24 protein-coding genes are annotated in these 23,264 nt (G+C 60.4%); 5 read left to right on the top strand and 19 right to left on the bottom strand.

Translation table 11 applies throughout. From position 1 onward, the window contains the following. Nucleotides 1-55 precede the first annotated feature (55 nt). Nucleotides 56-874, top strand: coding sequence for a 2,5-didehydrogluconate reductase DkgB (gene dkgB, locus BM70_RS0102360; RefSeq protein ID WP_025854505.1), 819 nt, complete (start codon nucleotides 56-58; stop codon nucleotides 872-874). Here dkgB and BM70_RS0102355 read toward each other — a convergent pair. From BM70_RS0102355 to BM70_RS32080, 8 genes are all read right to left on the bottom strand, one after another. Continuing rightward, nucleotides 871-1,299, bottom strand: a complete 429-nt coding sequence (locus BM70_RS0102355) for a hypothetical protein (RefSeq protein WP_025854504.1) — start codon at nucleotides 1,297-1,299, stop codon at nucleotides 871-873. The two genes, dkgB and BM70_RS0102355, sit on opposite strands and share 4 nt — an antisense overlap. A 134-nt stretch (nucleotides 1,300-1,433) precedes the next feature. Further along, entirely contained in the window at nucleotides 1,434-5,048 is a 3,615-nt protein-coding gene (locus BM70_RS0102350) for a transporter substrate-binding domain-containing protein (protein WP_025854503.1), read from the bottom strand. 1 nt (nucleotide 5,049) lies between these two features. Then, a complete protein-coding gene (locus tag BM70_RS0102345; RefSeq protein WP_025854502.1) occupies nucleotides 5,050-5,676 on the bottom strand; it encodes a response regulator transcription factor in 627 nt (208 codons plus the stop codon). A 299-nt stretch (nucleotides 5,677-5,975) separates the two neighbouring features. Further along, complete coding sequence (locus tag BM70_RS0102340) at nucleotides 5,976-6,692, bottom strand: MgtC/SapB family protein (protein WP_025854501.1); 717 nt, start codon at nucleotides 6,690-6,692, stop codon at nucleotides 5,976-5,978. Between the two features lie 65 nt (nucleotides 6,693-6,757). After that, nucleotides 6,758-9,463: a magnesium-translocating P-type ATPase gene (gene mgtA / locus BM70_RS0102335; protein ID WP_025854500.1), complete on the bottom strand. Its 2,706-nt coding sequence runs from the start codon at nucleotides 9,461-9,463 to the stop codon at nucleotides 6,758-6,760. A gap of 445 nt (nucleotides 9,464-9,908) precedes the next feature. Further along, complete coding sequence (locus tag BM70_RS0102330; protein WP_025854499.1) at nucleotides 9,909-10,253, bottom strand: FKBP-type peptidyl-prolyl cis-trans isomerase; 345 nt, start codon at nucleotides 10,251-10,253, stop codon at nucleotides 9,909-9,911. Between the two features lie 39 nt (nucleotides 10,254-10,292). Continuing rightward, complete coding sequence (locus tag BM70_RS0102325; RefSeq protein ID WP_016977415.1) at nucleotides 10,293-10,694, bottom strand: type II toxin-antitoxin system HicB family antitoxin; 402 nt, start codon at nucleotides 10,692-10,694, stop codon at nucleotides 10,293-10,295. 52 nt (nucleotides 10,695-10,746) lie between these two features. Next, nucleotides 10,747-10,932, bottom strand: a complete 186-nt coding sequence (locus BM70_RS32080; protein ID WP_025854498.1) for a type II toxin-antitoxin system HicA family toxin — start codon at nucleotides 10,930-10,932, stop codon at nucleotides 10,747-10,749. A 532-nt stretch (nucleotides 10,933-11,464) separates the two neighbouring features. Here BM70_RS32080 and BM70_RS31050 point away from each other — a divergent pair. Then, nucleotides 11,465-11,779: a DUF6124 family protein gene (locus BM70_RS31050; RefSeq protein ID WP_256220867.1), complete on the top strand. Its 315-nt coding sequence runs from the start codon at nucleotides 11,465-11,467 to the stop codon at nucleotides 11,777-11,779. Between the two features lie 117 nt (nucleotides 11,780-11,896). Here BM70_RS31050 and BM70_RS0102310 read toward each other — a convergent pair whose 3' ends face one another. The 8 genes from BM70_RS0102310 to BM70_RS0102275 all read right to left on the bottom strand — a co-directional run bounded on the left by BM70_RS0102310 (nucleotide 11,897) and on the right by BM70_RS0102275 (nucleotide 18,563). Beyond that, complete coding sequence (locus BM70_RS0102310; protein ID WP_025854497.1) at nucleotides 11,897-12,517, bottom strand: hypothetical protein; 621 nt, start codon at nucleotides 12,515-12,517, stop codon at nucleotides 11,897-11,899. Between the two features lie 70 nt (nucleotides 12,518-12,587). Beyond that, nucleotides 12,588-13,049 (bottom strand): RidA family protein, encoded by a 462-nt coding sequence (locus BM70_RS0102305; RefSeq protein WP_025854496.1) that lies wholly within the window; start codon nucleotides 13,047-13,049, stop codon nucleotides 12,588-12,590. Then, nucleotides 13,046-13,930 (bottom strand): PhzF family phenazine biosynthesis protein, encoded by an 885-nt coding sequence (locus BM70_RS0102300; protein ID WP_025854495.1) that lies wholly within the window; start codon nucleotides 13,928-13,930, stop codon nucleotides 13,046-13,048. The genes BM70_RS0102305 and BM70_RS0102300 overlap by 4 nt, the downstream gene beginning before the upstream one ends. Further along, the gene (locus BM70_RS0102295; RefSeq protein WP_025854494.1) at nucleotides 13,927-14,967 is read right to left on the bottom strand and encodes an ABC transporter substrate-binding protein; all 1,041 of its coding nucleotides are present in this window, start codon (nucleotides 14,965-14,967) and stop codon (nucleotides 13,927-13,929) included. The genes BM70_RS0102300 and BM70_RS0102295 overlap by 4 nt, the downstream gene beginning before the upstream one ends. A gap of 24 nt (nucleotides 14,968-14,991) precedes the next feature. Continuing rightward, nucleotides 14,992-15,756 carry an ABC transporter permease gene (locus BM70_RS0102290; RefSeq protein WP_025854493.1) on the bottom strand — a complete coding sequence of 255 codons (765 nt, stop codon included), beginning with the start codon at nucleotides 15,754-15,756 and terminating at the stop codon, nucleotides 14,992-14,994. Next, nucleotides 15,753-16,571 carry an ABC transporter ATP-binding protein gene (locus BM70_RS0102285; RefSeq protein ID WP_025854492.1) on the bottom strand — a complete coding sequence of 273 codons (819 nt, stop codon included), beginning with the start codon at nucleotides 16,569-16,571 and terminating at the stop codon, nucleotides 15,753-15,755. Before BM70_RS0102285 ends, BM70_RS0102290 begins: the two co-directional genes overlap by 4 nt. Before the next feature lie 134 nt (nucleotides 16,572-16,705). Then, complete coding sequence (locus BM70_RS0102280) at nucleotides 16,706-17,509, bottom strand: AraC family transcriptional regulator (protein ID WP_025854491.1); 804 nt, start codon at nucleotides 17,507-17,509, stop codon at nucleotides 16,706-16,708. A gap of 85 nt (nucleotides 17,510-17,594) precedes the next feature. Beyond that, entirely contained in the window at nucleotides 17,595-18,563 is a 969-nt protein-coding gene (locus BM70_RS0102275; protein WP_025854490.1) for a hypothetical protein, read from the bottom strand. A 173-nt stretch (nucleotides 18,564-18,736) separates the two neighbouring features. Between BM70_RS0102275 and BM70_RS0102270 the strand changes: the two genes are divergently transcribed. Further along, nucleotides 18,737-20,227 (top strand): PAS domain S-box protein, encoded by a 1,491-nt coding sequence (locus BM70_RS0102270; protein WP_025854489.1) that lies wholly within the window; start codon nucleotides 18,737-18,739, stop codon nucleotides 20,225-20,227. Between the two features lie 109 nt (nucleotides 20,228-20,336). After that, on the top strand, nucleotides 20,337-20,609 hold the full coding sequence (locus tag BM70_RS0102265) for a DUF1652 domain-containing protein (protein WP_025854488.1): 273 nt from the start codon (nucleotides 20,337-20,339) through the stop codon (nucleotides 20,607-20,609). On the opposite strand, the gene BM70_RS0102260 is transcribed toward BM70_RS0102265, so the two are convergent. The 3 genes from BM70_RS0102260 to BM70_RS0102250 all read right to left on the bottom strand — a co-directional run bounded on the left by BM70_RS0102260 (nucleotide 20,572) and on the right by BM70_RS0102250 (nucleotide 22,707). After that, complete coding sequence (locus tag BM70_RS0102260) at nucleotides 20,572-21,765, bottom strand: MFS transporter (protein ID WP_025854487.1); 1,194 nt, start codon at nucleotides 21,763-21,765, stop codon at nucleotides 20,572-20,574. The genes BM70_RS0102265 and BM70_RS0102260 overlap by 38 nt on opposite strands. A gap of 76 nt (nucleotides 21,766-21,841) precedes the next feature. Beyond that, complete coding sequence (locus BM70_RS0102255; RefSeq protein WP_025854486.1) at nucleotides 21,842-22,150, bottom strand: RcnB family protein; 309 nt, start codon at nucleotides 22,148-22,150, stop codon at nucleotides 21,842-21,844. 140 nt (nucleotides 22,151-22,290) lie between these two features. Next, nucleotides 22,291-22,707 (bottom strand): DUF4440 domain-containing protein, encoded by a 417-nt coding sequence (locus BM70_RS0102250; protein ID WP_256220866.1) that lies wholly within the window; start codon nucleotides 22,705-22,707, stop codon nucleotides 22,291-22,293. Here BM70_RS0102250 and BM70_RS0102245 point away from each other — a divergent pair. Continuing rightward, nucleotides 22,706-23,263 (top strand): helix-turn-helix domain-containing protein, encoded by a 558-nt coding sequence (locus BM70_RS0102245; RefSeq protein WP_025854484.1) that lies wholly within the window; start codon nucleotides 22,706-22,708, stop codon nucleotides 23,261-23,263. The two genes, BM70_RS0102250 and BM70_RS0102245, sit on opposite strands and share 2 nt — an antisense overlap. Nucleotide 23,264: the final 1 nt, after the last annotated feature.

The raw sequence follows: 23,264 nt of genomic DNA, 5'->3' as shown, positions 1-23,264 counted from the left end.
AGGAACGACGGGCGGATACTCGACTCCATTGTTCACATCCCCTCAGGAGTTACTGATGTCTATCGCTACGCAAAACGTTCCGGCCTTTGGCCTTGGCACCTTCCGCCTGCAAGGCCAGGTCGTGATCGATTCCGTCAGCACCGGCCTGGAACTGGGCTACCGCGTCATCGACACCGCGCAGATCTACGAGAACGAAGCAGACGTCGGCCAAGCCATTGCCGACAGCGGCGTCCCGCGCGATGAGCTGTTCATCACCAGCAAGATCTGGATCGCCAACTTCGCCGAAGGCCAGTTGATTCCAAGCCTGCGCGAAAGCCTGCGCAAGCTGAAAACCGACTACCTGGACCTGACCCTGATCCACTGGCCATCGCCGGAAGACCAGGTGCCTGTCGCCGAGTTCATGGGCCAGTTGCTGGAAGCCAAACGCCTGGGCCTGACTCGCCAGATCGGTATTTCCAACTTCACCGTCGACCTGATGAAGCAAGCGATTGCAGCCGTTGGCGCGGAAAACATCGCCACCAACCAGGTCGAACTGCACCCCTACCTGCAAAACCGCAAGGTCGTGGAGTTCGCCAACGCCAACGGTATCCAGATCACTTCCTACATGACCCTGGCCTATGGCGAAGTGCTCAAGGACCCGGTGATCCAGCAAATCGCCGAGCGCCATCAGGCCACCCCGGCACAAGTGACACTGGCCTGGGCCATGCAGTTGGGCTACGCGGTCATCCCATCGTCGACCAAGCGCGCCAACCTGGAAAGCAACCTCAAGGCCCTGCAACTGACCTTGAGTGCTGCCGACATGGCGCAGATTGCCGAGCTGGAACGCGGCCATCGCCTGACCAGCCCCAAGGGTATCGCACCGAAGTGGGACTAAACCCGCGCCACGGGCGTGCGGGATAACTCCCGCAGCCATGGCAACACCCGCAGGCCGGTGGCGGCCGCGGGTGGGTCGATGATGTCCATGAAGTGTTCGAGGTTGACGTTGTCCGGTACGCCGGGCAGCCGAACCAGCACCGCCGGCGTTGCACCAGCGGGCGAGTCCGGGTTCAAGTCCAGGTGATCGTAGACCAGCACATGGTGCGCCTGGGGTTGAGGCCCGCACGAGTGGATCGCCAGGGCCGCATTGATGATCAGTACGTCAAAGGGCTGGGCCGGAATGGCGGTGAGCAACTGGACCTCTTCAAAGGTCTGCACCGGCACGATCCGGTAATACCCCAACCGATTGAGCATTTTCTCGATGTACAGGCGTTGCAGGTGTTGTTCATCGGCAATCAGGATGGTCAGTGCTTTGTTTGACATGGCGAACCCCTGGGGTGGCAGTGCTCGTCAGTGAGCGTCGCCCATTTTCCTGACATCTCCCGAGGACAAAATCAGGCTTGTTCCCGTTCCATGTAGGAGTTCTCCCAAATTCACCGAATGGCTAACCGACCCCGTCAAGGCTGCTTGCGGTACTGGCTGAGACCATGGTGCAAGCCATCGATGGCCATGCCTACTGCCTCAGCGGCAGCCACTGCCTCATCGGGGTCACGTCTTTCACACACCGCCTCCAAGGTTTCGCAGCAAGCGACCAGCACCTGAGCCTTGACCATGCGCGCCCCGCCTTTGACGCGGTGAGCCAGGTCATGCAGTTTGGCGAAGTCCAACGGGTCACACAGTGCCGGCAACAACAGGCGGTCCTCGACGAGACTCCCAAGCAACGGCACCAGCAACTCATCCAGTGCGCTGTTCTCGCCGCCCGTCAACGTGATCAACGTACTTAAATCAAATACCGGCTCGGCTTTATGCGTGGCAGCCCTGGCCGTGCGCGACGCCAACGCTGCGCGCAGATCATCGAGACCGGTCGGTTTGAACAGGCAGCCATCCATGCCCGCCTGCCTGCAGCGCTCGGTCTCTTGCGGCTGGGCGTTGGCGGTGAACCCCAATAACAGGCACGGCACCAGGCCACGCTGACGCTCCTGGGCACGGATATCACGTGCCAACGCATAGCCATCCATGATGGGCATGTTGCTATCAGTGATCACCCCATCAAACCGCCCTGCCTGCCACAGTGCAAAGCCCTCGGCGCCATCTGCCGCCGTGACAATGTGATGCCCCAGGAAGCTCAGCTGGCGCGCCAGCAGAAGGCGGTTGGCCGGGTAGTCATCGACCACCAGAAGGTTCAAGGCATGGGGAGTTGGGACCGAGGGGACAGGCGAGGAAACCGGTACGGCCGTGGTCAACGCCAGCGTCAGCGTCACGTCCACCCGCGTTCCCTTGCCCAGCACACTGCTCAAGTGCAGTTGCCCGTCCATCATCTCGCACAGGTTACGGCTGATCACCAACCCGAGGCCGGAACCGCTGCGTGCCGACTGGTCGTTATTGCTGCCCTGGATAAACGGGTTGAACAAGCGCTGCTGGTCTTCGGCGCTGATGCCAATGCCTGTGTCCTCGACATACAACCGCAGGTTCAAGTGGTCGCCGGCCAGCGCCGGCGTGCATTGGGCACCCAAGCGTACCTGGCCGGTGGCGGTAAACTTGATGGCATTGCCCAGCAGGTTGGACACCACTTGCTTGAAACGCAACGGGTCGATCAGCACCGATCGGTCGGTCATCGGGTCGAGCTCGACCTGCAGCATCAGGCCCTTGTCCCGCGCCAGTCCCTCGAACACCCGCGCCACCGAGGCCAGCAACTCGTGGAGATTGGCCGGTGCCAGGGTCAGGGACAGGTGACCGGTTTCTATCCGCGCAATGTCCAGGATATCGCCGATCAACTCCAGCATGCTCCGTGACGCCATCGACGCCACCTCCAGCGCATCCTGGTCGGCGCGACCTTGTTCGGCGTTTTTTTGCGCCAGCTCGATCATGCCGATCACCGCGTTCATCGGCGTGCGGATCTCATGGCTCATGGTCGCCAGGAAAGTCGTCTTGGCGCGGTTGGCGGCGTCGGCTTCCTCCTTGGCTTCCTGCAACTGGCCCAGCAAGCGGTGACGCTCGCTCACATCCACCCAACCGGCAATCATGCCCACCACGTTGCCGTTGCTATCACGGTACGGCAGCATCCATTGGTAGATCGTCAGCACGCCGCCACCGGGCACCTTGAGAACCCGGTCCTGGATCTGCGGTTCCCCCCGCTCCATCAGGCTCAAGTAATCAGCATGGAAGGATTGGGCCTGGGGCGGGTTGCCGGTATCCGTTTCCACCACAGTCTTGCCGATCACGTCCTCCAGCTTGAAGCCGAACACATCGAGGTAAGCGTTGTTGCACGCCATCAACCGGCCCTGTCGATCACGCACGTAAATCGGGTGGGGCGTACCATCGATCAGCACGCTCATGAAGCGCATCTGGTCGCTCAAGGCCCGTTCGGCCTGGGCGCGCTTGTGAATCAGGTTGCGCAGGTAGAGCACCCAGCCCAGCGTGACCAGCAGCAATAATGCGGCCAGGCCAAACCCTTGGATAATCACATTGCGATGACTGATCCAGTAGCTGTCTTCGATGAGTATCTCACTGCGCCAATGGTTGGTCAGCGCGTCCATTTCTTCAGGCGAAATGCTCAACAGTGCCTTCTCGAGGATCGAATGCAGTTCCAGCTGGCTGCGGTTGACGCCGAAGGCAACTCGCGCCGGTTCCGTGCCGACTGTACTGGTGATGCGCAGACGATCACGATAATGGCGCGCAATCATGTAGCGTGCGCTGATCAGCGAAACGACGGTCGCATCGACGCTGCCTTTGGCGACCAAATCCATGGCCTCCTCAGGGTTCTCGACATCCACCAAGACGATACCCGGATAGTCCCGGACAATTTGCGCACCGATGCTGTTGCCGCTGATATGCGCCAGTCTTTTTCCGGGCATGTCCTCCAGGGTCACCAGCCTCTCGTCACCGGCGCGCGCGACCAGCACATAGGGACTGGACAAGTACGGGCGGGTAAACCGGACTTTCTCGGAACGCTCGACGCTGGGTGTGATCACCGCCATCATGTCGACTTGCCCCGTGCTCACTTCATCGATTTGCCGAGGCAATGAGTCCCGCTGCACCACTTCGAACTTCAAGCCCGTGCGCAAGCTGATCCGCGACAATAGCTCGTCACTCAACCCCATCAACTGCCCCTGTTCATTGAAGAATGACAACGGCATGAACTTGTCGAGCGCCGCAACTTTCACCCGTGGATGCTTCCCCAGCCAGCGCTGCTCGTTGTCACTCAGGCGTAACCGGTCTGCCGCCAGGAAACCACTGTCACCGGCACTCCAGCGGCGCAGGATTTCCATCTGTTGGCTGGCCGGAATAACCGCCAGCGCGGCATTGATGATGTTCAGCAGACGGACGTTGTCCCGGGTGAAAGCGAACCCGAACGGATTGACCTCCAGCGCGGAAAAATCTGCCATGCGCACATTATTGAGATGGTTCTTGTTGATCAGGTAGCGGGTGCTGATGGCGTCGCCCAGGTAGACATCCGCCTGGCCGAACGCCACGGAACCAATGGCCTGGTGGGTCGAGCCGTACAACATCAGTTGCGCCTTTGGGTAAAAGGCCTGGACAGCATCAGGTTGCATGTAGTGGTAAAGCATCGCAACGCGTTTGCCAGCCAGGTCGGCGCTCAATGCATGGCTGTCGCCCGTGCGGGTTACCAGCACGGGCTGATCATTGGCGTAGGAACGGGACAGGACCAATTGCTTGTCGGCCGCCTCATAGCCATTGGCCGACCCGACGAAATCCACTTCGCCCAGCTTGAGCGCCTCGATCACTTCATCGCGGGTGTCGTAGCGTCGAACCTCGACAGGTACATTCAAGATAAGGCTGATCAGCCACGTATAGTCAGCCGTGATACCTTCAAAATCATTGTCGTTGCTCAGGTCGAAAGGTGCGTAGTCGGGTGCCGAGACCCCCATCACCAACATGCGCCGTTCGCGCAACCAGCGCCAGTCGCTTTCATCAAGCTCCAGGCGTGGGTTTTCGAGAGTGGAATGGCCGAACAGCCGCAAGTCGTGTGGTGCATCCAGGGCCATCGCCGCGCACGGCAACAGCCCCAACAGCAGAATGACCATGAGCCTTTTCAGCCGTGAGGTGGCCATTTCAGATCAGATGGTTACGCTGGGCGAACTTGGACAGGTGCACGACCGAGGACATACGCAGTTTCTCCTTGAGCCGCGTCTTGTAGGTGCTGATGGTCTTGTGGCTCAGCAGCATGTCCTCGGCGATTTCCTTGTTGCCCAGGCCCAGCGCCAGCTTCTGCAGCACCGTCAATTCGCGGTCTGACAGCGCCTCCACCAGTTCTTGCTCAGTGGTCTGCAAATCGTCGCGGCGTACTGAACTGCTGGCCACGCTGGGGAAGCAACTGTAACCGCACCTGATCGCTCTGATCGCCTTCTGCAGTTCGTCAAGCTCGCCCGTCTTGGCCACAAAGCCCATGGCCCCGGCGCGCATGCAGCGGGTGGAGAAGAACACGGCCAGGTACGAGGTCAGCACCAGAATCTTGCAAGGCAGTCCCAGCGCTTTGATCCGGCTGATCACCTCCAGCCCGCCGAGCTTGGGCATTGCCAAATCGAGAATAACCAGATCCGGACGTTCCTCACGCGCAATCTGCATGGCGTCGGCGCCGTTGCCTGCCTCAAAGATTTCTACAAAACCTTCCTGCTTCAACAGGTACTTCACAGTGGCGCGTATAAAAGGGTGATCATCCACAATTAAAGCTTTGCTCATAAGACTCCCCCGAGGGATCAATACGCTCACATATCACACGGGACCTATCTACCTGTGAAAAGTAACAGTTCCGACAAACGGTACTGAATACTCCGCGCAACGCGCCAGGCAACACAGGCCCCTCCTTTTGATAAAGCACGGTCAACACATAGAGCTGCGCCTTTGTAGCCGAGGCGCAAGCGCGCAACCTTAACAACGGTGTGCCTTATCAAATGAAGGGATAGTCTTGAATGCTTGTAGGACTTTTCCTTGCAGCAGCATAGTCAGCTTTGCGCGGGGCATCGCCTGACAGCCGAGGATTACTCAGTGGTACTCGGGCTCCAGAAGGCCTGTACCACCAGGGTCGACATGGAGATCCGCGCCACCAACGCGTCCAACTCGTCACCGTCGACGGAGGTCACGGCCAGGGTAGCTTCGATTTCCACTTCCTCGGTGCCGAAGGGACGCACATCGACATCGCTGGCTGGGTAGTTGCACCGTGCCAGCTCAGCCTCCAGCAAGGCCAGTACGGCTTTTTGCTGGGTACGCCGGGCAATCACGTACAGGATGTTGGTGACCTCCGCGGACACCACATCCAGCGGCTGGCGGTTGATGTTATTGACGATCGGCCGCAGCAAAGTGTTGGCCGCGAGCACAAACAGCGTGCCCAGCAGCGCTTCAAGGATCAGGTCGGCACCCGCGCAGGCCCCCACCGCGGCCGAGGCCCACAGAGTGGCAGCGGTATTGAGCCCGCGCACATTGCCTTCTTCGCGCATGATCACGCCGGCACCGAGAAAACCGATGCCCGATACCACGTACGCGACCACTCGCACCGCGCCTTCCGCGCCACCGAGGCGGTTGGCCATGTCGACGAAGATCGCCGCGCCCACCGCCACCAGCACGTTGGTCCGCAGGCCCGCCGTGCGCTGGCGGTACTGGCGCTCGAAACCGATCAGGCCACCGAGGATAAAGGCGGCGGTGAGGCTGACCAGGGTATCGATCAGGGAATTGAGGTTGATGTTGTTGATTGCTTGCATGAAAAATCTCCTTGACCACAGCCCGCTGCAGGAGCTGGCTTGCCGGCGTCTACAAGGGGGCGTTGTTACTGCCAGCCGAATTTACGGATGTAGTAGCCCTTCACCGCCTGGGTCAGGGCCATGTAGGCCAGCAGGATCACCGGCAGGAACACAAAGTACAGCGACGGCAGCGCCTGCAATTTGAAGTAATGCGCCAGCGGCCCCATCGGCAGGAATATCCCCACGGCCATGATCACACCGGTCATCACCATCAACGGCATCGCCGCACGGCTTTGCAGGAACGGGATTTTCGGGGTGCGAATCATGTGCACGATCAGCGTCTGGGTCAGCAGCCCCACCACGAACCAGCCGGACTGGAACAGGGTTTGGTGGTCGGGGGTGTTGGCATCGAAGACATACCACATGAGTGCGAACGTGGTGATGTCAAAGATCGAACTGATCGGCCCGAAAAACAGCATGAAACGGCCGACATCGCCCGGCTGCCAACGTTGGGGTTTGCTGAGCATTTCCGCATCGACGTTATCGAACGGAATCGCAATCTGCGAAATGTCGTACAGCAGGTTCTGCACCAGCAGGTGCATCGGCAGCATCGGCAGGAACGGGATGAACGCACTGGCCACCAGCACCGAGAACACGTTGCCGAAGTTGGAGCTGGCGGTCATCTTGATGTACTTGAGCATGTTGGCGAAGGTGCGCCGGCCTTCCAGCACGCCCTCCTCCAGGATCATCAGGCTCTTTTCCAGCAGGATGATGTCGGCCGCTTCCTTGGCGATATCCACTGCACTGTCCACCGAAATGCCGATGTCGGCGGTCCGCAGCGCCGGCGCGTCGTTGATGCCATCGCCCATGAACCCCACCACATGCCCGTTGGCCTTGAGCAGGCGCACGATGCGCTCCTTGTGGGACGGCGTCAGCTTGGCGAACACATTGGTGGTTTCCACGGCCTTGGCCAGCTGGGTGTCGGTCATGTCCTCGATGTCATTGCCCATCAGCAGGCCCTGCTGCTCCAGGCCCACTTCGCGGCAGATCTTGGCGGTGACCAGTTCGTTATCACCTGTCAGCACTTTCACGGCGACGCCGTGGGCTTTGAGAGCCTTGAGTGCAGGCGCGGTGCTCTCCTTCGGCGGGTCGAGGAAGGCCACGTAGCCGATCAGCGTGAGGTTTTTCTCATCGGCCAGGCTGTAGGTGTCGCGCCCTGGCGCCATCGGTTGCGCCGCCACGGCCACTACGCGCAGGCCTTCTTCGTTGAACGCTGCAGTGACCTGGCGAATGCGTGCCAGCAGGTCCTCGGTCAGCGCCTCATTGACGTCGCCATGGCGCACGTTGTTGCACACCGACAGAATCTCTTCCACCGCGCCCTTGCAGATCAACAGGTGCGGCTGGCCCTGCTCGGCGACCACCACCGACATGCGCCGGCGATTGAAGTCGAACGGGATCTCATCGACCTTCTGGAACGCGGTGCCGACCTTCAGCTCGCGATGCACCTCCACATGTTCCAGCACCGCCACGTCCAGCAAGTTTTTCAGGCCGGTCTGGTAGTAGCTGTTGAGGTAGGCCATTTCCAGCACGTCATCGGACTCTTCGCCCCACACGTCCACATGACGCGCCAGGAAAATCCTGTCCTGGGTCAGGGTGCCGGTCTTGTCGGTGCACAGCACGTCCATGGCGCCGAAGTTCTGGATCGCGTCCAAGCGCTTGACGATGACTTTTTTGCGCGACAGGAACACCGCCCCTTTGGCCAAGGTGGAGGTCACGATCATCGGCAGCATTTCCGGGGTCAGGCCCACGGCAATCGACAGTGCGAACAGCAGGGCCTCGGTCCAGTCACCCTTGGTGAAACCGTTGATGAACAGCACCAGTGGCGCCATCACGAACATGAAACGGATGAGCAACCAGCTGACCTTGTTGACGCCGTGCTGGAACGAGGTGGTCGCACGGTCGGTCGCGGTCACGCGCTGGGCCAAGGCGCCGAAATAGGTGCTGTTGCCGGTGGTCAGAATCACCGCTGTCGCCGCGCCGGACACCACGTTGGTGCCCATGAACAGGATGTTTTCCAGGTCCAGTGGGTTGCGGGTGTGGGCATCCTGCTGCTGGGCGAACTTCTCCACCGGCATCGATTCGCCCGTCATCGCCGCCTGGCTGACGAACAGGTCCTTGGCACTGAGCACGCGGCAGTCGGCGGGGATCATGTCGCCTGCCGACAGGATGATCAGATCGCCCGGCACCAATTGCTTGATCGGCAGCTCGATGCGCTTGGCTTCGTCCCGGCGCAGCACGGTGGCGGTGTTGCTCACCATGGCCTTGAGGGCATCGGCGGCCTTGTTGGACTTGGCCTCCTGCCAGAAACGCAGCAGCGTCGACAGCACCACCATGGAGAAAATCACCGTGGCGGCTTTCATGTCTTCGGTCAGCCAGGAGATCACCGCCAGCAAGGTCAGCAGCAGATTGAACGGGTTTTTGTAGCAGTGCCACAGGTGCACCCACCATGGCAGCGGTTGCTCATGTTCGACTTCGTTGAGGCCGTATTGCACGCGCAGGGCATCGGCTTCCTGAGTCGTCAAACCCTCGGAATGGCTGCCCAGGGTGCCGAGCAATTGCACCGCACTGCTGTTGGCCGAGACCACCAGGGTTTGCGCCAGGGTCGGCGGCACTTCGCGGCTGACGCTGGCGTCGGTCACGGTGTCGAGCATCGCCAGGCGGCGGAAATGCCGGGCAATGTGCCGGGTCCGCAGGAAGCCGGCAAAGAACTCTTTCAACAGAGTCAGGTTCATGGTGTTACTCCTGCGCGAGGAAAAAACCGTCGTGCAGGTACCGCCGTCTGCACCGCGCCCGTTTTATAGGCACAGCCAGCTTGGCCCGCCTGTCGTAAAAGACAGGCGCGTCCGTAGCATCCCGAGGTGAGGCGGGTGCTGGTCAGCGTCGATGAGAGGGATTCGGGCAGATGCCAGGACTGGCGCTGCCGGGATGCCGCTTCTCGCTTTTAGTGGCGAGACAACGGCATCGGAAAAATGCGCGTTACCTTGCCAAGCCTGTGCCGGTTACCGAAACCGGCCGACTACTGTCACTCGAACAAGTACCCACTGAGGGTCTCCGCTATTGATGAAAACGCGCGAAGCTTACGCCCCGATGAAAGGAGAGTAAACCGTAGGAAAGTTTCCGTATGGGGAATAAGAAGATTCTTCAGGGTGGGTTCAGGAAGCGTTTATCTTGGAGGTCTCAATCATCCCGCGTCAGCACTTCCAACAACTCAATCTCAAAACGCAGATTGCTGTTGGGCTTGATATGCGCACCCATCGACCGCTCGCCATAGGCCAGATGCGCCGGCACGAACAGGGTACGCACACCGCCCACCTGCATGCCCATCAACCCCTGGTCCCAGCCCTTGATCACACGCCCGGTGCCGATCACACACTGGAACGGCTTGCCCCGCTCCCAGGAGGAATCGAACACCGTGCCGTCTTCCAGGGTGCCGGTGTATTGGGTGGTGATCAGCGCGCCCTTGACCACGGCTTTGCCGGTACCGGGGCGGATGTCGGTGATTTGGACTTCTTCGGGGCTCATGGGGTTTCCGTTGGATAGATAGTGTTTGCTTGAGTTGGTTTACGCTGAAAGCTCACGCAATGCAGCAGTCGCCAAGAACCCTGACCGCGATGCATAGCGATGGTCCTTCTGCACACGCTCATCAATGCGTTGCAACAGGTGTTCCGGCAAAGAGGCATTAAACCGCACTGACTTGCCCAGATAGGGCGTTAGATCAAAGTCAATGATCGCCCAGACACCACCGGCGAAATCCGGATTACCTATATGAGCATCAACCTCCTGCGCCTGAGGAAGCTGTTCTTGATCGGCAACCAGGCCTTCAAGGTGCAAAGCCAATGCTTCACGAACATTATCCAATGCTTCGGAGAAAGATCCACCCGCCGAGAAACACCCCGGCACATCAGGAACGGTCACGCTGTAATCCGAGTCAGCGTCTTTATGCACTACCACTGGGAATTTCATTGATCCTCCTCTGGACGAGCCCCTTCGGCGCTCGTCCAACGCTCCAGCAGAGTCATTGCTTGAGCCCTGCTGACTTGAAAATACTGTGCAGAGTGCCCTTGGCAATCTCCGACTTGGGATGAGGGACGGTTACTCTCCCCCGCTTCACAGAGTGTTTGAACTGGTGATGACTCCCCTTCACCGCCACCTCAACCCAACCATCTGCAACCAACAGGTCAATCACCTCTCGACTTCCCATCGCCCACCCTTAGGTGTGTATATTACACACCGCTAAATGGCAATGCGTTTTTTGTACACACATGACACACCAATGAAAAAAGCCCGCTGCCCCTCAAGCAAGCTTGCGTGCCGTGATGATGACGATGTGCGAAACCTTTGCGCCAGAGAACTAGTGTCAGTTTTTGTGCCTTGATCTCATGGCGCCATACGGAATGTTGGAGAGATGACACACCTCAAATCAGTGACATTTCCCTTTAACTCGCAGGACGTTTCCGAGAGAATCCCAACCGCTTGCGCCGCTCAAATCACGTGGCTAGTCTTCGTCGGTCACTGCCCATTCAGTGACCGGGTTTAGTAGCCCACGATGTGATTAGGCGCCAAGCGCCCCCTTATGCAAGGCGCTTTTTTTCGGCCCTGCGTTATGGTGGCCGTGCGCAGGGCACCTTCGGGTGCGCCGGGTCCTAATCACCGGTCTACTAACCTGCGTACGGCCGCCACCCCGTTTAGTAGCGAAGGTAACGGCTCTCTAACGTTGATTAGGAGTTGAACCCATGGACAAACCTGTCCCCGCGCCACCCGCTTCAGAACTGCAATTCTTCACCACCACCCCAGACCTCAGCTTCGAAGACGCCCTGGCCCACGCCAGCAGCGTGTTGCGTTGTGCCGCCGTTGCGGCGCAAACGGCCGGGGATCAACTGGAAGGGACTTCACGCACCTTGGTGCTGTCGGTCATGCACCTGGTGGACATGGCCAGTGGATGGTGGATCGGTCGCTGGAGTGTATGCAGCCGAGCTAAGTCCGTTCGCATCAAGCAAAACCTTGTGGTGAGCGGGCTTGTCCCGCGCTGGGCTGCGAAGCGGCCCTAAAACAGACTCGTTCTAATCAGGCAGAACGCGCTTTTTTTGGGGCCGCTTCGCGCCCCAACGCGGGACAAGCCCGCTCACCACAACAAGCCCTGCCCACCACAATAGTTAACTTAACCCTCACAACCACCGCCAAAACCGACTCCAAAACCCCCGCCCCAAATCATCCTTGCACCGCGCATACTGCGTCGCATACATCTGCGAGCGCGCCTGCACCTTGCTGGCCACCGGCGGCAGCCAGGCCTTGGCGGCGTAGGTGCGTTGGCGATAGCCGCCCCAGCCTTCGTGGTAGTTCAGGTACTGGCCGTAGGCGTCGTATTTGTAGACACCGTTGATGGTGGAAGTCTTGTCCATGTACCAGCCGACAAAGTCGATGGCGTCGTCGAAGTCCTGGCGGCTGGCCCCGCTGCGGCCGGTGCTCTTGCGGTAGTCGTTCCACACTTCGTCCTTGGCCTGGGCGTAGCCGGCGGCGGTGGAGACGCGGCCCCAGGGGATGATCCACAGCAGGTACTTGCGTGGGGCCAAGGCGTCCTGGTGGAAGCCAGACTCCTGATACATGATGGCGAACGGCACTTGGATCGGTACGCCCCAGCGCTTTTGCGTGACTTTGGCGGCGTCGTACCAATCGTCCTTTTCGCGGAAGATGCCGCAGAGGTCATTGGGCGTGCGTGGCGGCGAGGTGCCGCACGCCGCCAACAGGGAGGTGAGTAGTAACAGTCCGACGGTTTTGCCTGCGCTCAAGGGGCACCTTTGCGAGATACGCGTAAAAAGACCGGCATTTTACGCGTTCATTGAGGTGAGTGCCGATGTGTCATCCAGTCGTTTTGATAACGGCGGTGACCTCCAATTCCAGCATTCCGCCGCTGGGCAACCCCGCCACGCCGACCGCCGACCGTGCATGCCGGCCCTGCTCGCCAAAAACATCAATCAGCACCTGGGAAGCGCCGTCGACCACGCTGGAAAATCTATGGAAACCCTCGCCGCCATACACAAACCCTCGCACAAACAGAATGCGCTCGACGTTCTCCAACCCTACCGCCTGATCCAGCACGCTCAAGGCACGCAGCGCACACGTTTGACCGGCTTGGGTCACCCGCGCTGGCGGGGTTTGCTCCGTTACCGGTCCGCTGATCACGCCATCGCCCAGCCGGCACACTTGTCCACTCACATAGGCCACACCCGCATGAATCGTCACCGGCACATAGTCACCCTTGGGTCCTGGCGCCTCGGGCAGTTGCAAGCCCAATGCGGCGATACGCTCGCGAATACTCATGCGGGCTCCTCGACAAATTCCACATACCCACCCAACCAGCAACCCTGCAACTGCCCCGCCGCATCGTGACGAAAGCGCAGGGAAATCTGCGAAGGCCGGCCCATTGCGCGGCCCTGGCGGATGTACACCGGACGATCGTCAGCGGTCACCAAGCCATTTTCCAGCAGGCCAAAAGACAAGGCCGCGGCGGCGATGCCGGTGGCGGCATCTTCCGGGTAACCCGAGGATTTGGGGAATTGCCGTGCATCAAACTGACGACCTTCAAGGTCCGACGGCGCGTAGGGATACAAGCCGGTAGAGCCGATGCGCTCGCACAGTTGCTCCATGCGGCGGAAGTCCGGCTTGAGGCTGTCCAGCACCGCCACGCTCTTCAGCGCGACCAGCGTCTTGACCCGGCTGGTGCGGGCGTTCTGGATCGGCAGCGGCGCCAGTTCATTGGACGTGATGCCCAACACCGACAGAATTTCGGCCTCCACCTGCGGGTCGCTCAAGGTTTCAACCTGGCCCTTGGGTTGGCTGATTTCCACTTGGATCTGCGGCGTACCGGCGTTAGTGACCTGTGCATCAACCCGCCCGCTCAACGTCCACAGCGCCAGGCGCTCCTTGTGCAGCATGCCCAATTGATCCAGCAGCCAAATGGCGCCGACGGTGGCATGGCCGCACATTTCCATCTCATGGTTGGGTACCCAGAAACGCAGGGCAAAATCGAAATCGCTGCCGGCCGGTGCGGCAAACACAAAGCCGCACTCATGCCCGTAATCGCGGGCGACTTGCTGCATGTCGGCGTCGCTCATGCCGTCGGCCAGCGCCACGGTGGGCGCCGGATTACCGCCACGTGCGGTGGCGGGAAATACATTGACCAGATGAACCTTGGGCGTCATTTCGCCTCTCCCTTGAGGGTGGAAACAGTCGGCGCCACGGCGTCGACGATGGTGTTGGTGTAGACCTGTTGCGGGTCGAGTGTCACCGGATCATTCTCGACGGCGTTCATGAAACTGATGTTCTTCTCGACACCGTCTTGTTCGATACGCGGCGTGGCCGGATAGGACGGCAACGAAGCCGCCCAGGCGGCGTCGAAGATCGCCGCATCGGTGTGGGCGAAGTACGGGCGCACCGACTCGCGGGCCTTGTCCGGTTCGCTGGCGATCAGGTGTTCGGCTTTCCAGATAGCGCGCACCAGTTTCTCGGCGGTGGCCTTGTTGCTGCTCAACCAGTCCTCGCGGGCGATCATCGCGGTGAACAGGAAGCCGTCCAAGGGTTTGTATTCGCCTTTGGCCAGGTCCATCAGCACAAACCCGCCCTGCTGCGCCGCCGTGGTGACGGTGGGCGGCGACAGCGAGAAGCCGTTGATGCTGCCCTGGGAAAACGCCGCCAGCATGTTCGGCGCACCGCCGATGGGCACGATGGTGAAATCCTTATCCGGGTTCAGGCCGGCGTCCTTGGCCAAGTAGCGCACCAACATGTCGGTAGTGCTGCCGGGGCCAGTCACGCCGATCTTCAAGCCCTTGAGGGCCTCGGCACGCGCCGAGATGGGCGACGTGGCCGACACACCGGCTTTGCGCGCCGACTCGCCATCGATCACCACGGTGCTGCCGAACTGGGTCTGCACGGCGGCAAACGCCTGCACGTTCTGGCCTTTGGACCGCGCGCGCACTGCGACCGCAGGCAAACCGACATAGGCGTCGGCATCGCGACCGAGCACGGCCGTCAACGCTGCCGAGCCACCTTTTTGAAACACGATCACTTCCACATTCAGGCCTTCTTCGGCGAAGTAGCCCTGTTTCTGCGCGACGTAGATCGGCACATACAGAAAGCCTTCGCTGGGGAACGCCAGGGTGACCTTGGTGAGGTCCTGAGCCTGGGCGGCGGGCAGGAAGCCAGCGCACAACAGACCGGCAATCACAAGACGCTTAAGCATGATCAAGCTCCAAACCAGAGGGGGTTAAACCGCGACTTCACGTTCCGCTTCATTGGCTTTCCACGGCATCAGCTTGCTTTCGGCCAGCTTCACCGCCGTGTTCAGGATCAGCGCCAAAGCAATGATCCCCACCAGCGCGGCAAACACACCGGCGGTGTCGAACTGCGAGGCCGCATCCGATAGCAGGTAACCCAAACCACGGTTGGCGGCGATGATCTCGCCCACCAGCGCGCCGATCAGCGCATAGGGCACCGACAACCGCAGGCCGGTGAACACCCAGGTGAAGGCCGAGGGGATCACCACCATGGTCAATAGGTCACGTTCCTTGGCGCCCATCAGGCGCAGGATGGTCAGTTGCTCGCGGGACACGTTGCGCACGCCGCTGTAGGTGTTGAGGAACACCAGGAAGAACACCACTGCGGCGGTGAGGATGACTTTCATCGGCAAGTCGATACCGAACCAGAGGATGAACAGCGGCGCCAGCGCCACTTTCGGCAGGCTGTAGAAGGCCGTCAAAAACGGATCAAGGATGTCGGCCAGCAACTTGGCGCGGCCCAGTACAAGGCCTGCGATCAAACCTGCGAGAGAGCCGAAGAAAAAGCCCAGCACCGCCTCCAAGGTGGTGATGCCGGCATGGTAGAAAAACACGCCATTGAGCAGGATTTTCCACAGGCTCTGGGCCACGGCCGAAGGGCGGCTGATGAAGAACTCCACGCCAAACCAGCGCGACACGCCTTCCCACAACAGCATGAGGAACACCAAGAACAGCAAGCGATAAACCTGGATCATACGACCTCCAGCGAGTGAGCCAATGAAGAAGGGTCAGCGGCGCCGGCAACGTCGGGTGCCAGGCGTTTCCACAGTTCGGCGCAGAGTTCCACGTAGCGTGGGTCGGAGCGCAGTTGCACCAGGTTGCGTTCGCCGGTCAAGGGGATATCGAGCACATGGTCGATGGTGCCGGGGCGACCGGCGAACACCACGCAGCGGTCGGCCAGGGCGATGGCCTCGTCGACGTCATGGGTGACGAACAGCACGGTTTTGTTGAGCTTGCGGCACAGGCGCAGCAGTTCGGTCTGCAGGGTCAGGCGCATTTGCGCATCGAGGGCGCCGAAGGGCTCGTCCATCAGCAGGGTTTCCGGGTCGCTGGCCATCAAGCGCGCCATGGCCGCGCGTTTGCGCATACCGCCGGAAAGCTGATTGGGGTAACTTTCGCCGAAACCGGTGAGGCCCACCAGTGCCATCAGCTCCTCAACCCGCGCCTCGATCTCGGCCTTGGGCACGCGGCGAATCTGCAACGGCACCGCGATGTTGCCCACCACCGTGCGCCAAGGCAGCAAGTGATCGGCCTGGGTCATGTAGCCGACCCGTGTGTTCACGCCTTTGACCTCGGCACCGTCGTAATGCACCACGCCTTCGGTGGGCCCAAACAGCCCAGCGGTCATGTTGAGCAAGGTGGACTTGCCGCAGCCCGAGGGGCCGACCAGGGTGATGATTTCTCCGCGCTGGACCTCCAGCGACACATTGCGCACGGCCACAAACTGGCGGCCCTCGACTTTGAAGCTTTTTTGCACGCCTGAAAAACGGATAAAGGGTTTTGCGCTCACCGCCCCTCCTCGTCCGGTACGCCGGACTTGTTTGTTGTTGGTGAGCAGAGGATGAACGGATGACAGATTTGTGGCGCACGGGATCGGGCCGGATAATGCGCGGAATTGGGACATCGAGAATGGGAGGTGTAAGGTTAGCCGCGTCGCCACTCATCCGGCGACACACCCAACACACGCCGAAACACATGGGCCAGGTGCGACGGCGATTCATAACCGACGTTGTTGGCAATCTCCAGCACTGACAAGCGCGTGTGCCGCAGCAGGGTCTGCGCCCGTTCCAGGCGCAGTCGCTGAACGTAGGCCAGCACCGTCTCGCCAGTGTGCAGCGCAAACAGGCGGGTCAAGTGCCGACGCGACATATGGAACACCGCCGCAATCTCATCCAGCCCCGGCGCATGCTCAAGGTTGCCTTCCACATAAGCCTTCACATCGCGCACCAGCATGGCGCCGTGGCGCTCGATGGACGAGCGTTGCAGGCTCGGCTGGCTGAGGGAAACTGCCAGGCATTCGAGCAGCAGCAAGTGATCGGCCTGGGCCAATTGGCGACGGCGATCGACATAGGGGTCGGGTTGGCTGAAGGCCTTTTTCGCCAGCAGCAAATGGTGCAGCGGCGCCGAGGTTTGCCAGATGCCCAGGGTGGGCACGCGCAGCACGCGGTTGGCATCGCCGGACAGGTCGCGCAAGGCATAGCGCATGTAGTCGGGGTCGACGTAGAACGCCAGGTGGCCCTGGCTGGCGGTGAGTGACGATGAGGAATGGCTGCATTGGGGCGGCACTAGCACGAACTGGCGTTCGATCACCGAGGTGGTGCGCCCGCTGTCTTCGTCCTTGAAACGCAGCAAACCGTGCTCGGGCACCATCAGCATGAACTCGTCATGGGCATGGGCCCCCGTTTCATAGGCGCCATTGGAGTTGAAGACGCTGTAGATGTCACGCATCGCCAGGCACTGCCGGTGGGTGTTGGAGTGCTGACACTAGCATGTTTGGTGCCAGTGAAAAGCAGCGTCCTTGCTGCAAATGTTGTTAAGCCAACGGCACTCGACGCGTGGTCAGGGCCATGCGCCCTACCAGGAAGCTCAAGGCCACGCCCAGCAGCAGCATGGCCAAGGTGCTCCAGGCCGCACGGGAGAGCTGTTTGGCCGCGACTTCACCGGCTTCACGGGCTTTCTGCTCGGCCTGTTGCTTCAGCTCATCGACCTTTTGCATGGCTTGCTGATAGGCCTGGGCGTAGTTGTCGACGATCTGGGTGGCTTCCTCTTTGCTCTTGCCGGTGCGGGCAGCCACGATGTTGACCAACGCCTCTTTATCGGCCGCATTCAAGGCCGGCTCGCCGGACGCCTTGACCCGTTCGAACCACTGCTTAAGTGCATCGCCTGCCTGGGCAGGATTGGCCGCCGCGTCAGTTGCCGATTGCTTGCCATCCGCCGCTGCCTGATCGGTTTTCTGCTCGACATTGGAAGGGTCCAGCTCAGGCTTGCCGGTCTGTTTGAGCAGCGTATCCAGCTCACCCTGCAGGCTGTTCCAGTCCAGTTGGATGCCCTGCTGGTTCAGTTGCTGCTTGACGCTGTCGCCAATGCCCGGTGCTGCGGCGGCAATGCCGCTACCGGCAGCCGACAGGCCTTTGCCCACCACATTGCCGGCGGTGCCGACGACACTGGCGGCCAGGCCTGCCAGCAGCCAAGTGGTGAGCAACGTGGTAAGGGTCCAGGTCAGCACGCCGTGCAGGCCGCCGCGATCGGGTGCCGTGCGGCCGGCCACAAAGGCGCCGAGGCCGACAGCGACCAGGGTGGAGACGAACAGCCAGATCCCGGCCCCCGTGCCAAAGCCGCTCAACGGGTTGCCCGCTTCCATCGGGTTGACGGCACTGGCGCCGATGGCGGTACCCAGCACGCTGAGCACCAGGTAACTCACCAGGGCAATTGCACTACCGGCCAGTACGGAGCTCCAGGACACGCGAAACGGCGAACGGTTGGTTTCATAGACAGTGGTCATGATCGATCCTTTGACAGTTATTGACCGTCTCAGTCTGGCGAGCCACGTACCGCTCGTCCTCACGCAAATGCACCATGCCATCTAGTGCATTCGTACCCCATCACGGGCAATTGCTCTGCACTATCCTGAAGCCGGGGTGTCGTACTTCCATGCGTCCAAAACCCGGAGAAACCATGACTCAGGATGTCCTTGCCAAAGAAACCAATCGCCGCCAACTGCAGCAGATCATCTCCGGGGTGTCCGACGGCATCATCCTCGCGGAAGTCGACCAGACCATTCTCTGGGCCAACGAGGCCGCGCTGAACATGCATGGCGTCGATGACGTCGCGGCACTGGGCGCCAATACCCAGGCCTACGCCGAACGCTTTGCCCTGCGCTACCGGAACAACCATCCGGTGTTGCAGGAAAACTACCCGCTCGCCCGTGTAGCCGCAGGCGAAGAGTTCAGTGATGTGGTGGTGGAAGTCACCCCCACCGCCGACGCAGACAAAACCTGGGTCCACCGCCTGCGCAGCCTGGTGATCAGCGACTCCCACGGTGAGCCGGAGTTGCTGGTGTTGATCCTCAGCGACGCCACCGAATGGGCCAGCGCCGAGCAACGCTTCGAAAAAACCTTCAACGCCAACCCGGCGCCAGCGGTGATCTGCCGCCTGAGCGACCTGCGTTACATCAAGGTGAACCAGGGCTTCCTGGAGATGACCGGCTATAACCGCGACCAGGTGATCGGCAAATCGGTGTATGAGTTGGACGTGCTGGAACAGGCCGAGCGCAAGGACCTGGCCATCCAGCGCCTGGGCGAAGGCGCGACCATCCCGCAGATGCAGGCCGAATTGAGGCTACCCGAGGGTGGCAGCAAACTGGTGATCGTCGCCGGGCAGCCGCTGGACATGAACGAAGAAGACTGCATGCTGTTTTCCTTCATGGACCTGGAGCCGCGCCGCAAGGCGGAGATCGCCCTGCGCCAGAGTGAGGAGCGCTTCGCCAAGTCTTTCCGCCTGACGCCGGTGCCCACACTGGTGTGCAGCGCCACCAATCGCCAGGTGGTGGATATCAACGAAGCCTTCATGAACATCACCGGGTACATCAGCGAGGAGCTGATCGGCAAATCCATCGAAGACATCGACTTCATCGACAGCCCGCAGGCGGCTGCGCAATTGTTCGCCAGCCTGGAAAAAGCCGGCACCCTCGACGGCCAGGACCTCAAGGTGCGCAAGAAAGGCAATGAGGTGATCGACTGCGTGGTGTCCGCCGACACCGTGGTCATCCAGGATGTGCCCTGCTACCTGCTGGTAATGATGAACATCACCGAACGCAAGCGCTCGGAGCTGGAACTGGTGGCCGCCATCGAGGAAGTGATGCAGGACGCCTCCTGGTTCAGCCAGACACTCATCGAAAAACTCGCCAACGCCAAGAGCGTCAACAGCCCCACGCGTCCCAATATTGCCTTTACCGACCTTACCGCCCGTGAGCGCGATGTGCTGGGGTTGATCTGCGAAGGCCTGGCCGACAAAGAGATCGCTTCGCGCCTGAAACTGGCGCCCAATACGGTACGTAACCATGTGGCCACGGTGTACTCCAAACTCGGGGTACACAGTCGCAGTGCCGCCATCGTCTGGGCTCGGGAACGCGGATTGTTCGCCGGGGAACTGCGCGTCAAAAAATAAGCCTCGAAAGTGCAAATGCACTAGTGCGGCTAGTGCGAATTCGCCTTATGCCGCCGAGGGGCGCTCCTTAACCTTCAAGGGTCAAAACTGATGCCTTGAAGGAACCAGCATGTTTACCCTCTCTCAACTGCGAAATTGCATCGAAGAAGGCCTGTCGCCGCTGACATGTGAATTCACTTTGTGCCGGGATGCGTCCCTGACCCTCAAGGTCTATGACGCTGAAACCGGTCGCGTGGACCTGGTGGTGACCGGGATCAGCACGAACCGGCTGCAGACTCCGCAAGAAGTGGAAAAAATGGTGGAAGAGTTGCGCTACGAATTGCAAAGCAACAACGTGGGCAAGCTCACGCTGGATGATTTGCCTTTAACGACGCCCCAATGAAATAGAACACCCCACCGGCAACAATGAACGCCCCCAGCATCAGGAACATGTAGGGGGCCGGCAGGCTGGCCAGCACCAGCCCACACAACACCGGCCCCAGGGCAGCCCCCAGGTTGGACAGGTTCTGCGCCCCGTAGTACATACCGCGCAAGTGGTCCGGAGCGATCCGGTCAATGAACATGTACTCGGCCGGGAACACGATGATCTCCCCTACGGTGAATACCGCCATCGCCAGCACCCACCACAGCACGCTGGTGGACAAGGCAAAGCCGATAACCCCCAGCATGAACATGCCCAGGCCCGCGATCAGCCACTGGCCCAGGTAACGATGCGAGATGCGCCGCCCAATCACGTACTGCAAGGCAATCACCAACACCGCGTTGGTGGTCAGCACCGCACTGACCACGGTGTAGGTGTATTCGGCGGTGGTGGTGGTTATCAGGTACTGCGACAGCCACGCGGTGAACTGGCCGAATACCACGGCACTGAGCATGCCGCCCAGGGTGAAGCAGACCAGGCGGTGATCGCGCAGCAAGACGCGACCAACAGCGAGGAACGCCACCGGTTTTTGCGTGCCATCGACGGTGGTCAGGGTGCGGTCGCCCCAACGCCAGTACAGCAGGAAAAACCCCACCCCCAAAAGCGCTGACAGCACGAACGGCAAGCTCATATCCAGCTTGGCCACCACGGCCCCGAAAGCCGGCCCCACGGCATAGCCGATATTAGTGAGGGTGTACTTGATGGAAAACACTTCGCTGCGCGCATCTTCGGGCAAAAGGCTGGCAAAGCCGGCTTTGACGGCGATGTCGATTACCGCGTAAGCCAGGTTGATCAGGATCAGGCAGCTGTAGAACGCCCAGATATTCTGGGCCAGGACCGTGCCGATAAAGCCCAGCACAAACAGCGCACTCAGGCCGAGCAGCAGCCGGTAGCTGTTGATGCGGTCAACCAGGAAGCCGCCATACACACTCAGCAGCGAGCCGACAATCAGCGAACTGCCGATGACCAGGCCGACCTGGGTGATGTCGAGGGCAAAGTGACGGGTGAGATAAACCACCAGGTACGGAAACGTGATGGCCTTGGCCAGCGTCAGCATCAACGTGGCGCACAGCAACAGGTTCACGGTGCGGGGGTAGTTTCTTATTGTGGCAAGCATCCTGCTCTTTTTCCTGGAAGGTAACGCGGCGTCTACAGCCGGTTACCTTACCCTAGAGCAGTCACAACAGACACGGTCATTTCTTGACGGGGGTGATCTCGAGGATGGTGCCGTTGGTGGTCTTGAGCAATACGAACTTATCGCCCACCCGTGCCCATTGGCTGTCTTCTTCAGGCTGTTGGAGGCCGCGCTTTTTCCAGTCGCTGACAGCCGATTCCTTGCGCATCAGCATATCCGGGGCGCGATCACCTTCTTTCAGGTCACGGGTGTTGATGCTCGAAGGCTGCACGGTTTCCTGGGGGGTATCACCGGCCTGCACGATAAAGCTGGCGGTGGACACGCTCGCGGCAACCAGCAGGCAGGCGATCAGGTTTCTGGCTTTCATGGGTGCTCCTTCAATGAATGATGCGTACCCAGGTTCGGACCGCGGCCATGCGTGATCATTCCATTAAACCTCTCACTGCCCCGATGGGTTGGGGCCGCTTCGCGACCCAGCGGGAGCAAGCTCCCTCGCCACAGCAATTGCTAATCAACTGCCACGGGTGTGCCTTGATGGAACACCATCTGCCACTGCCCTTCTTCTGCCCGCCATACCGAGCTGCGCAACGAGGTCCCGACTCCACTCCGGTGACAGCGATAGGTTACCAACGCTGCATTCTCGCTCAGCATTTTCACCACGAACTCGGTCATGCTCCGCGCAGAAAACACCTCATCCTGCAGCCCGTCGATCACCTCTGCCTTGCTGCCCCACACCTGGCCGCTGGCACCGAACTCAACAAAATCATCGGCCAGCAATCGTGCCAACTGCCTCGTATCCGAACGGGTCGCGCTTTGCTGCAGTGCCTGTTCCAACCCGAACAAGTGCACGTGTAAATCCATGTCCATTGCCTCCATGAAATAAATCCTGTAATTTTTCATGAAATTAATCGAAATAAATTTCATGAGCCAACAAGAAGAACTTGCCACCCTCGCGGCGCTGATCCACGACTTGCGCAAGCACAAGAAGCTCACCCTCGCTCAGCTCGCGCAAAAAATCGAGCGATCCGTGGGGTTCCTGTCCCAGGTCGAGCGTGGCTTGTCGCGCCCGACCGTGGCGGATCTGACCGCCATCAGTCACGCCCTTGAGGTGCCCACCACCTATTTCTACAGCCAGCCCAAACCCAAGGCCGTGGACTGGATCACCCGCCCCAACGAGCGGCGCACGGTGTATTACGCCAATGGCATCACCGACATCCTCGTCTCACCGAGCATGAACGGTGCGTTCTCGATGCTCGACAGCCTGCTGGCCCCCGGCGCCAACAGCGGCGAACACACCATGAGCGACCGCGCCGAGCAAGCCGGTTTTGTGCTGGAGGGCGAGTTGACGCTGTGGGTCGAAGGTGAAGCCGACTCGGTCACCCTCGGCGCCGGCGACAGCTTTCACCTGGCCAGCTTCGCCCATTGCCGCTACGCCAACCTGACCGATCTGCCCGCCCGCGTGCTGTGGGTTTACAACTAGG

It is taken from the genome of Pseudomonas sp. CHM02 (assembly GCF_000612585.1).
Taxonomy (GTDB): domain Bacteria; phylum Pseudomonadota; class Gammaproteobacteria; order Pseudomonadales; family Pseudomonadaceae; genus Aquipseudomonas.
Note: the sequence above shows the minus strand (reverse complement) of the source record. Positions and strands in the feature narration are given on the sequence as shown.

Excerpts from the sequence above, each read along its gene's own strand:
- BM70_RS0102305 (WP_025854496.1), bottom strand. The coding sequence starts at position 13,049 with ATGAGTATTCGCGAGCGTATCGCCGCATTGGGCTTGCAACTGCCCGAG.
- BM70_RS0102265 (WP_025854488.1), top strand. The coding sequence starts at position 20,337 with ATGTTTACCCTCTCTCAACTGCGAAATTGCATCGAAGAAGGCCTGTCG.
- BM70_RS0102275 (WP_025854490.1), bottom strand. The coding sequence starts at position 18,563 with ATGACCACTGTCTATGAAACCAACCGTTCGCCGTTTCGCGTGTCCTGG.
- BM70_RS0102255 (WP_025854486.1), bottom strand. The coding sequence starts at position 22,150 with ATGAAAGCCAGAAACCTGATCGCCTGCCTGCTGGTTGCCGCGAGCGTG.
- BM70_RS0102245 (WP_025854484.1), top strand. The coding sequence starts at position 22,706 with ATGAGCCAACAAGAAGAACTTGCCACCCTCGCGGCGCTGATCCACGAC.
- BM70_RS0102260 (WP_025854487.1), bottom strand. The coding sequence starts at position 21,765 with ATGCTTGCCACAATAAGAAACTACCCCCGCACCGTGAACCTGTTGCTG.
- BM70_RS0102250 (WP_256220866.1), bottom strand. The coding sequence starts at position 22,707 with ATGAAATTTATTTCGATTAATTTCATGAAAAATTACAGGATTTATTTC.
- BM70_RS0102340 (WP_025854501.1), bottom strand. The coding sequence starts at position 6,692 with ATGCAAGCAATCAACAACATCAACCTCAATTCCCTGATCGATACCCTG.
- BM70_RS0102295 (WP_025854494.1), bottom strand. The coding sequence starts at position 14,967 with ATGCTTAAGCGTCTTGTGATTGCCGGTCTGTTGTGCGCTGGCTTCCTG.
- mgtA (WP_025854500.1), bottom strand. The coding sequence starts at position 9,463 with ATGAACCTGACTCTGTTGAAAGAGTTCTTTGCCGGCTTCCTGCGGACC.
- BM70_RS31050 (WP_256220867.1), top strand. The coding sequence starts at position 11,465 with ATGGACAAACCTGTCCCCGCGCCACCCGCTTCAGAACTGCAATTCTTC.
- BM70_RS0102350 (WP_025854503.1), bottom strand. The coding sequence starts at position 5,048 with ATGGCCACCTCACGGCTGAAAAGGCTCATGGTCATTCTGCTGTTGGGG.
- BM70_RS0102330 (WP_025854499.1), bottom strand. The coding sequence starts at position 10,253 with ATGAGCCCCGAAGAAGTCCAAATCACCGACATCCGCCCCGGTACCGGC.
- BM70_RS0102280 (WP_025854491.1), bottom strand. The coding sequence starts at position 17,509 with ATGCGTGACATCTACAGCGTCTTCAACTCCAATGGCGCCTATGAAACG.
- BM70_RS32080 (WP_025854498.1), bottom strand. The coding sequence starts at position 10,932 with ATGGGAAGTCGAGAGGTGATTGACCTGTTGGTTGCAGATGGTTGGGTT.
- BM70_RS0102300 (WP_025854495.1), bottom strand. The coding sequence starts at position 13,930 with ATGACGCCCAAGGTTCATCTGGTCAATGTATTTCCCGCCACCGCACGT.
- BM70_RS0102325 (WP_016977415.1), bottom strand. The coding sequence starts at position 10,694 with ATGAAATTCCCAGTGGTAGTGCATAAAGACGCTGACTCGGATTACAGC.
- dkgB (WP_025854505.1), top strand. The coding sequence starts at position 56 with ATGTCTATCGCTACGCAAAACGTTCCGGCCTTTGGCCTTGGCACCTTC.
- BM70_RS0102270 (WP_025854489.1), top strand. The coding sequence starts at position 18,737 with ATGACTCAGGATGTCCTTGCCAAAGAAACCAATCGCCGCCAACTGCAG.
- BM70_RS0102355 (WP_025854504.1), bottom strand. The coding sequence starts at position 1,299 with ATGTCAAACAAAGCACTGACCATCCTGATTGCCGATGAACAACACCTG.
- BM70_RS0102290 (WP_025854493.1), bottom strand. The coding sequence starts at position 15,756 with ATGATCCAGGTTTATCGCTTGCTGTTCTTGGTGTTCCTCATGCTGTTG.
- BM70_RS0102345 (WP_025854502.1), bottom strand. The coding sequence starts at position 5,676 with ATGAGCAAAGCTTTAATTGTGGATGATCACCCTTTTATACGCGCCACT.